This window comes from Streptomyces sp. NPDC004838, assembly GCF_053600955.1.
Genome location: NZ_JBSGAW010000068.1, coordinates 1 through 8,754, shown reverse-complemented (window position 1 = coordinate 8,754; position 8,754 = coordinate 1). Strand labels below are relative to the sequence as shown.

Genomic DNA, 8,754 nt, shown 5'->3' with positions numbered 1-8,754 from the left:
ACCCGGGGCCCGGGGGTCGTTGCTCCTCGGCCGGGCGGTGGGCCCCCCGGCCCGGGGGGGGGGGCCCCCCCCCGACCGGCCCGGCACACCCGGGGCCTGCACAGGGGGGATCCGTCCGGTCGGCGCGAGGCGGTGCGGCCGGGATGCCGCTGGGACGGGCGTCGGGACGGGCGTTGGGGCCGGCGCTGAGGCTACGGTGCCGTGGGCGCCAGCGCGTCCCCGTGCTCGGTGAGGAAGGCCCGCAGCGACAGCGGCGGGCGACCGGTGAGGCGTTCGACCGTGTCCGCGAGTTGCTCCTGGGTGCCCTTGCGGATGTCGGTGTCCAGCGCGGCGAGGAACGCCGAGAACGACGGTTCGTGCCCCGCTGCGATCAGGCGTCGGCTGAACTCCTCGGGGCTCACGTCCACATGCCGTACCTGCCGGCCGCCGGCCTCACTGACCAGCGCCGCCGCGTCGCCGTAGCTCAGGGCCTCGGGTCCGGTGATGAGATGTTCGCGGTTCTCGCAGGTCGCATCCGTCAGCAGTGCCGCGGCCACGGCCGCGATGTCGCGGGCGTCGACAAAGCCCAGCCGGCCGTCACCGGTCGCGGTGATGATCTCCCCCGCGGCCCGGATGCCGTGGGCGACCGGGTGGTCCCCGACGAAGTTCTGCATGAACCAGGAGGGCCGCAGGACCGCCCACTCCGGCATGAGTGAGCGCACCAGTGCGTCGACCTGGCCCAGCCCGGGGTCGCCCGTCGTGACCGCGGACGAACTCAGCATCACCACCCGGCGCACGCCGACGCGCAGTGCCCCGGCGAGAAACGGCTCGACGACCGGAGCGGGATCCGCCACCCCGACCGGTGCGACCAGGTACACCGCCCCCACGCCCTCCACCGCGGGAGCGTGTGTGGCCGGGTCCTCCCAGTCGAACCGGATGTGCTCCCCGCCGTCCGGCGGCACGGTGGACCGTGTCGCGGTACGGAATGCCACGCCACGGGACGCCAGGGCCCGGGTGAGCGGGGCGCCGGTGTTGCCGGAGGCGCCCAGGACCAGGATCTTCCCCCTGGTGCTCATGCCGGCCGCCCTTCCCCCGCGCCGGCCGCCTCGTAGGCCCGCACCATGCCGGGCAGTCTGCCCAGCGCGATGCCCGCCCCCAGCGCGTTCCAGTAGTCCCGGTAGGACGTGATGCCCTCCTCCCCGACGGTGATCACCGCGACATAGTCGATCGGGAACGGCTTCTGGGCGGCGACGGCGACGGCGTCGACGCCCCATTCCACGATCAGCGTGTCCGGATCGCCTGTCTCATGACGGGTCTGATGCCTGATGGCCCGGGGGTCGATGCTCTTGTTGTAGTCGCGGACGTACTCCCGCACCTCGGCCCGGCTGCGCGGAGCCGCCCAGCCGGGCGGCGCGAAGGGGAAATCCATCGTCCCCTCGGGTGCCCAGAGGTCGGCGAACCCCATCATGTCGTGTGCCAGCAGACGCTCGTGGAGCTGGTCGACCACCTCATGGGCACGCCGTCGCCGGGCCTCGTGGTCGCGTTCGTTCGTCATGTCAGTCCCTTCTTCCCGGGCCGGAGTAAGCGGCAACGCCGCCCATGGATCATACATGATGCAGGATGTGAAGGGTGGGGGTGCTGCCCGCGCCGGCTCCGGGACGGCCGGTGCGCTCTCTCGGGTTGCCGCCGGTGGCGGTGAGAGCCGGTTGCGCCGGTCCGGAGGGCCGGCGTGGTCCGGCGCCGGTCAGCGGGCCTTGCGGGCGGGCCGGCCGCTGTCATGAGGTGAGAGACCGGCGGGCGGGACCACCGCCGTGGGGCTTCATCCGACGGGGGTTGACGCTGCCTCAGATCTGCGAGTTCTGATGCGACGAGGCGGGGGAGACCGGGGAGAACCCCCGCCCGACCCGTAACGCCCCTGCCACGCGACCGGGTTCACCCGGGGGAGGGGCCGCCCGGCGCCCGGATGCCGTGTCCGGGTTCCCCAGCCCGGGGGCCGCTCGATCGGCCCGCCCGGCGGCGGTGACGACGGCGATGAGAGTGCCGGGGAAGGCGCCGGCGACGGCGGGGCTGATGCGGAAGATGGTCAAAGGGGGCCCCGAGGGCCGTACCACCGGCCCCCCATCGCGACGCCGCAAGAGCATCGACGAAGCGGCCGGATACCGGGATGCGGCCCCCGGGGCCGGCACGCCCCGTCACTCATGCCCAGGAGGCCGTGTTCGCCGCAGGCCCGGGAGCGTCCGGCCGGCCCGGCGTGCCCGGGACCTCCTCACCGGGGGACGTGACCGGGCCGCCGCCGGTCCCCGCGGATGCGCCTGCCGGGTGCGCACCGCCACCGGTCCCCGCCGGGCCCACGGCCGTCCCCGCGGGGGGCGCGGCAACCGCGTCCTCCTCGTCCGGCCCGTCCGGCTCCGTCTCGGGGTAGTGCTTCCACGCCACCGGAGGAGCGATCTCGAACCTCGCCGCGCAGGTGAAGACCTCGCGCCAGAAGGCCGGGTCCCGCAGGGCCTCGTACGTGCCTTCCTCCACGATCAGCCGATCGGCGGGGAATCCCAGGGTCCGCCGGCCCGTCCGGGCGGCACGGGACTCCTCTCCCGGCGCGCCCAGCTCGCCGCTGAGGACGAAGAGAAACGGCTTCGAGGTCCCGACCAGCTCCAGCGCCAGATCGAACGAGCAGTCGCCCTCGGGCTCGGTGTTCTCCACGTGGGCCGTGAACCGGTAGCTGCCGTCGCTGCGCGCCACGACCTCGGCCGAATGACAGATCATCGGATTCCACATGCCGAACGAGGAGAGATAGCTCAGCTCGCGGCCGAGGACGAAGGTGCGCCGGTCGCCCTGCGGGATCTCGCCGTCGGGGACCGGGACCACGGCGCGCGGCACGTCGTACCAGTCGTTCCAGTCGCCGTCGTACCACCAGGTCCCGGCACGGCGGCCGTCCCGGTCGACGGCGAAGACCTCCATGTGCTCCTCCCGGCGGCTCAGGGCGGCGAGATGCGCGGCGGGCCCGACCGGACGCGGACGCAGCGGGAACCACTCGTGCCAGTCGCTGCCGTCCCACCAGTTGCCGTGCGGCCCGTGGCCATCGGCGGTGAAGAGCTCGATGTGGTCGTCGTGCCGGGTGAGCCCGGCGAGCGGCGCGCCGCCGGGGAAGGCCGCGAGGGTGCCGACCCGGAACCAGCCGCGCCAGGTGCCGTCGTGCCACGGATTGCCCCAGACCTCGCCGTCGGCGTCGACCCCGAAGACCTCCATGTGGTCTTCGTGCCGGGAGACGAAGGCCAGATGCGCGCCCGGGTCGAACCGGTGGCCTTCGAGGGCGAACCAGCCCTGCCAGCCGTCGCCGTTCCACCAGTTCCCGCGCACCACCCCGTGGACGTCCACCACCAGCACGTCCAGATGGCTGCTGATACGGGACAGCGTGGCGAGGGGTGCCCCGGACGGCAGTTCCGCCTCGCCCCGGGGCCGGAACCAGCCGCGCCAGGTGCCGTCGTGCCACGGATTGCCCCACAGCTCGCCGTCGGCGTCGACCCCGAAGACCTCCATGTGGTCTTCGTGCCGGGAGACGAAGGCCAGATGCGCGCCCGGGTCGAACCGGTGGCCTTCGAGGGCGAACCAGCCCTGCCAGCCGTCGCCGTTCCACCAGTTCCCGCGCACCACCCCGTCGGTGCCGACCCCGAAGACCTCCATATGGCTCTCGATCCGGGACATGGCGACCAACGGCGCCCCGGGTGGGAGGAGCACTCCGTCGATCGGGAAGCTGGTCCGCCACACGTCCTTCCACCAGGCGGCCCAGAGCCGGCCCCCGGCGTCGACGGTGAAGACCTCCATATGGTCCTCGGCCCGCGTGATCGCGGCGACCGGAGCGCCGGGCGGGAAGGTCGCCTCGGCGGTGTACGGGGCGGGGATGCCGTCCTCCCAGGGCTGCCGGGCGGCAAGCAGCCGGCCGACGCCCGCCAGTCGGGCGCGGGCCGAGGCGAGCCCGGCACCGTCCCAGAGCTTTCGGTACAGGAGAACGGATGCGCGGGCGCGGTCCGCGGACTCGTCGAGCCGGTCCGCGTTCTGGAGGTAGGCGCTCAGTTCGACGAGGGCGGGCGCGAGGGCGTGTTCGTCGCCCGCGGCCCGGTGGATCTCGGCGCGTTCCCCGGCTGCCGACACCGCGCCCGTGAAGTCACCGGCCCTGGCACGGCGGTTCGCCAGATTCTGGAGCGCCCAGGTCAGCGCGGGACGGATTCCGTCTTCGCGGAACAGCGCGACCCCCTCGGCTGCGGCGGTGATCGCTTCGGGCAACCGGTCGGCGTTCTGCAGGTATGCGGAGAGGGTCACCAGTGCGGTGGCGGTTGCATTCCGGTCGCCGTCCTCGCGGTGGATCCCGACCCGTTCCGATGCCGCTTCCACCGCGGTCTCGTACGTTCCTGCCGCCGCGTGACGTGCCGCCAGGTTCTCCAAGCCCCATGCGAGCCCTGCCCGGTTGCCCAGCTCCCGGAACAGCGCGACCCCCTCGGCTGCGGCGGTGATCGCTTCGGGCAGCCGGTCGGCGTTCTGCAGGTATGCGGAGAGGGTCACCAGTGCGGTGGCGGTTGCATTCCGGTCGCCGCTCTCGCGGTGGATCCCGACCCGTTCCGATGCCGCTTCCACCGCGGTCTCGTACGTTCCTGCCGCCGCGTGACGTGCCGCCAGGTTCTCCAAGCCCCATGCGAGCCCTGCCCGGTTGCCCAGCTCCCGGAACAGCGCGACCCCCTCGGCTGCGGCGGTGATCGCCTCGGGCAGCCGGTCGGCGTTGTGCAGGTGCGCCGACAGCACGACCAGAGCGGACGCGAGCCCTGGCCGGTCCCCCGACTCGCGTGCCACCCGCACCCGTTCACGTGCTTCGCTCAAGGGGTCGTTGACTGCGGTCATGGCTACGTCCTCACCTTCTGGCGCTGGAACGCCGGCTCTGCGGGGAGTGGGGAAGGGATGGGTGGCGGGCGCGGGGACGGCACGGCGGGGGTTCCGGGGAAGCGGCGGCGGCCGGGGCCTGCGGACCGCGAGGGCGCGGTCTGCCGGGGCGGTACGCATGCCGTCGGGGGTGGGGGGTGAGAGCGGGCACGGGCCGGGCGCGGTGTGCGGTGGAGGCCGGAGGGGGCCCGGAAGCTCCGGCGGGTTCCGGGGATGGCTCGCCGGCCGCGGGAGGAAGGGGGACGGGGAGGGGGCACCACCGTAGCGAAGGAGGTTGCGGCGCTACACCCCTTTTTGCTCCGCGTCACCCGGTCGGGGGGGTGGGCCGGACGGCGGGAGCGGGGGCCGGCCGGTTCGTCGCCCGGTTCCGTCGTCTGCCGGCGCAGGGCGGGGTCGGGCATCGGCCGGGAGTGCTGTCAGGGCTTCCCGGGTCTCCTGCCGCACCGTGGTGACGGCCCCTCCTGGGCGGCGGCGGTCTCCTGGAGGCGTTCGGTGAACTGTTCCGCGCTGCCGGCAGGGCTGGACTCCGCCTGGCCCGGCGGGCCGGCGTGGTTCTTCGCCGTGCGCTGGCGCTCTTCGCGGACGGCAAGTCCCGGCGGGGACGCGCTTTGACGCGCGGTGTTCGCTCCGCTGCGTGTCTGCTCGGTCCGGGCCCGGTGGGACCGGCCGCGTACCGAGGGGATGCCCCTGTCGGTGAGGGGAGGAGCTCGGGCTCGGCCGGGGCCCGGCGTTCGAGGAGGCGTGTGGTGGCTCTGTCACTCGACCAGATGCGCCTCTCCTGCGCAATTACGCGCACGATGCCCAGAATTGATCACGATGTGTTGTGTCTACTCACAGAGGTAAAGAGCCATGCCCTCGTTTATCGCGCTGCTGAACTGGACGGACCAGGGGGTCCGCGACTGCAAGGACACCCCGCGCCGCGCCGATGCCTTCGCCGCGGCGGCACAGGGACTCGGAGCGAAGGTCCTGAGCCTTTACTGGACCGTCGGTCCGTACGACCTCGTGGCCGTTGTCGAGGCGCCCGACGACGACACCGCCACCGCGGTGCTCCTGCAGGTCGGCGCGTTGGGCAACGTCCGCAGCACGACCCTGCGTGCCTTCGGCCGGGAGGAGATGGACCGCATCATCGCCAAAGCCGCCGGCTGACGGGCTTCCGTGAGGAGGATCCGCTGTACGGGTGACACACATTCAGGCGTACCGGTCGAGGCCCCTGGGCCTGTTCCCGGGGCCTTCTCCCTGTTCACGGCCCGTCTGCACCGAAGACCGGCTTTGTCTGCGTCCGCAACGCCGGACGCTCCCGGATGGCCGCCGCCTTCCTCACCCGCCTCGCCGCCGGCTCCGCCTGGCCGGCCGCTGGTTCGTCGCCGGCGCCGACGGCAGACCGCCGCGGGCACCGGCCCGGTACGGGCGGGCCCGGGTCGCGAGCCTCGCCGTGCAGAACGCGATCCGCGCCGCGCCCGGCGCCGGCCCGGCTCGCCGGCCCGTCCGGGCCGCAGCCGTTCTCCGGCTCAGACGGCCACCGCGGACACCGTCTGGCTGCTGGCGGTGTACAGGATGCCGTCCGCCACCACCGGCGGACCCGTTGAACCGGTGGCGGCCAGCGTCCATCGCACCCGGCCGGTGGCGGTGTCCACCCCGTACACCGCCCCCCTGGTGTGGCCGTGGACGCACAGGGTTCTCTGCGTCACCACCGGCGCTGAGGACACCTGATCGCCGATGTCGAGGGCCCAGCGCCTCTTCCCGGTGGCGGTGTCCACTCCGTACGCCTTCCCGTCCCGGCTCACGGTGTACAGGGCTCCGCCCTCCACCACGACCGGGGACCCCGCCACGCGGCCGCCGGTGTCGCCGAGGGTCCAGCGCACCGCGCCGGTCGCTGCCTCCACCGCGTACACCGTTCCGTCCCAGCCGCCGAGGTACAGGATCCCGTCCACCACCACCGGCGTCCCCACCGATTCGCCGGCGGTGAGAGTCCAGCGCACCCGGCCGGTGGCCGTGTCCACCGCGTATACCGCCCCTTCGTAGCAGCCGGCATAGAGGATGCCGTCCGCCACCACCGGCAGCCCGGCCACCTCGTCTCCGGCGTCGAGGGTCCATCGCACCCGGCCGGTGGCCGTATCCACCGCGTGCACCCTTCCCTGCTTGTCGCCGAAGTACAGGGTGCCGCCTGTGACCACCGGCCGCGTGTACACCTCACCGTCAGTGGCACGGGTCCACCGGGTCCCGCCGGTGGCGGTGTCCACCGCGTACACCGTTCCCTCCCGGCTGACCAGGTAGAGGGCACCGCTTGCCACCACCGGCGGCCCGGCCGCCTTGACTCCGGTGTCGAGCGTCCAGCGCACCCGGCCGGTGGCCGTGTCCACCGCGCGCACCTTCCCGCCGATGCTCCCGGCGTACAGCGTTCCGTCCGCCACCACCGGCGGTTCCACCGCTCCGGTCTTGACGGTCCAGCGCTTCCTGCCGGTGGCGGTGTCCACCGCCCGCACCTTCCCGCGGTAGCTGCGGGCGTAGAGGATGCCGTCTGCCACCACCGACGGAACGAGCGCGTCACCGCTGGTGGTGAAGGCCCACAGGACCTTGCCGCCCGCGGCGGTCGGGCGCGGCGGGGGCTGTGGTGTCCCGGCTGCCCCGCCGCTTTCGCCGCTGGTTCCCCCCACGGCTGCGGCCGGTGCGCCAGGAGGCGGGGAGGGCTGCCGACGGGCGGTTTCGGTGGGCCGGCCGGGCCGTCCGGCCGGCGGGGACGGCTCTCCCGTCCCCGCCCCTGCCCCGGTGCCGGCGGCGATGTCCCGGAGGGTCGGGGTGTAGGAGACCGGCGCCGGCCGGGCGATCCCGCGCATGCGGGTGAGCGCGTCGGCGGCGGTGGGCCGGTCGCCGGGTTCCTTGGCGAGGAGGCCGGCGACGAGACGGTCGAGTTCGGCGGGGAGGCCCGGCCTCAGACCGCTCGGCACCGGAGGCGCCTCCTGCCCGTGCCGACGGATGAGTTCCCACAGACTGCCGTCGAACGGCCGCCTGCCGGTGCACAGTTCGGTGAGCACACACCCCAGCGCATACACGTCACCCGGCGCCCCCACCACTCCTTCGAACCGCTCCGGGGCCATGTACGCAGGGGTGCCGACGATGACATCGGTACTGGTCAGCGTGGTGCCGGAGGCGGCCGTGTCGCTGCGGGCGAGGCCGAAGTCGACGACCTTCACCGCCCCGGAACCCTGGACCATGATGTTGTCGGGCTTCACGTCGCGGTGCACCAGCCCCGCCCCGTGCGCCGCTGCGAGCGCGTCGCAGACCTGCCCCGCCCACCTCAGGGCCCGCTCCAGCGGCAGCGGCCCCTCACGGGCGAGAACGGCGCCGAGCGGCTCCCCGTCGAGGAGTTCCATCACGAGATAGACGACCGGCGTTCCGCCGCGGCTCGTTTCGCCGAAGTCATGGACCGTCACGATGTGCGGATGGCTGAGATTCCCGGCCGCCGACGCCTCCCGCCCGAACTGGCCGCGATCCGCCCGCACGTCACCGTCCCCGGCGAGCATCATCTTCACCGCGACCGGGCGCCCCACCCGCCTGTCGAAGGCCCGCCACACCTCACCGAAACCACCACGCCCCAACACCCCGACCAGCTCGTACCGGCCGTCGAGCACCTCGCCCGGACCCATCCGCAACACCCCCTAGCCCCCTGCGGCACACCCCGCCGCACCCCACCCCCGGAAGGAGCGGACGACCCGGCGAACCGATGCTACTGACTTCGGCTCGTTAGGGTGATCGGGACTGTAAATCATTCGGTGTAACTCCCGATCAAGGAAGATGCATCGATGACCAGTGAGAACGTGACCGAGGCCGAGTCCGTCGAGCCGGCTG

The 8,754-nt window shown here is 73.4% G+C and carries 5 protein-coding genes; 1 reads left to right on the top strand and 4 read right to left on the bottom strand.

Going from position 1 to position 8,754, the window contains the following annotated elements:
* Positions 1-191: 191 nt before the first annotated feature.
* The 3 genes from ACWEFL_RS35960 to ACWEFL_RS35950 all read right to left on the bottom strand — a co-directional run bounded on the left by ACWEFL_RS35960 (position 192) and on the right by ACWEFL_RS35950 (position 4,869).
* Positions 192-1,055 carry an NmrA family NAD(P)-binding protein gene (locus tag ACWEFL_RS35960; RefSeq protein WP_451721299.1) on the bottom strand — a complete coding sequence of 288 codons (864 nt, stop codon included), beginning with the start codon at positions 1,053-1,055 and terminating at the stop codon, positions 192-194.
* Positions 1,052-1,534: a nuclear transport factor 2 family protein gene (locus ACWEFL_RS35955; protein WP_451721297.1), complete on the bottom strand. Its 483-nt coding sequence runs from the start codon at positions 1,532-1,534 to the stop codon at positions 1,052-1,054. Before ACWEFL_RS35955 ends, ACWEFL_RS35960 begins: the two co-directional genes overlap by 4 nt.
* A 641-nt stretch (positions 1,535-2,175) precedes the next feature.
* Positions 2,176-4,869 carry a hypothetical protein gene (locus tag ACWEFL_RS35950; RefSeq protein ID WP_451721295.1) on the bottom strand — a complete coding sequence of 898 codons (2,694 nt, stop codon included), beginning with the start codon at positions 4,867-4,869 and terminating at the stop codon, positions 2,176-2,178.
* An 888-nt stretch (positions 4,870-5,757) separates the two neighbouring features.
* Here ACWEFL_RS35950 and ACWEFL_RS35945 point away from each other — a divergent pair.
* Positions 5,758-6,054 (top strand): GYD domain-containing protein, encoded by a 297-nt coding sequence (locus ACWEFL_RS35945; protein WP_451721293.1) that lies wholly within the window; start codon positions 5,758-5,760, stop codon positions 6,052-6,054.
* A gap of 362 nt (positions 6,055-6,416) precedes the next feature.
* Here ACWEFL_RS35945 and ACWEFL_RS35940 read toward each other — a convergent pair whose 3' ends face one another.
* Positions 6,417-8,552: an outer membrane protein assembly factor BamB family protein gene (locus tag ACWEFL_RS35940; protein WP_451721291.1), complete on the bottom strand. Its 2,136-nt coding sequence runs from the start codon at positions 8,550-8,552 to the stop codon at positions 6,417-6,419.
* Positions 8,553-8,754: the final 202 nt, after the last annotated feature.

What these genes read in the sequence shown, in the direction of transcription:
- ACWEFL_RS35950 (WP_451721295.1), bottom strand. Translation starts at nt 4,869, where the DNA reads ATGACCGCAGTCAACGACCCCTTGAGCGAAGCACGTGAACGGGTGCGG.
- ACWEFL_RS35940 (WP_451721291.1), bottom strand. Translation starts at nt 8,552, where the DNA reads ATGGGTCCGGGCGAGGTGCTCGACGGCCGGTACGAGCTGGTCGGGGTG.
- ACWEFL_RS35945 (WP_451721293.1), top strand. Translation starts at nt 5,758, where the DNA reads ATGCCCTCGTTTATCGCGCTGCTGAACTGGACGGACCAGGGGGTCCGC.
- ACWEFL_RS35955 (WP_451721297.1), bottom strand. Translation starts at nt 1,534, where the DNA reads ATGACGAACGAACGCGACCACGAGGCCCGGCGACGGCGTGCCCATGAG.
- ACWEFL_RS35960 (WP_451721299.1), bottom strand. Translation starts at nt 1,055, where the DNA reads ATGAGCACCAGGGGGAAGATCCTGGTCCTGGGCGCCTCCGGCAACACC.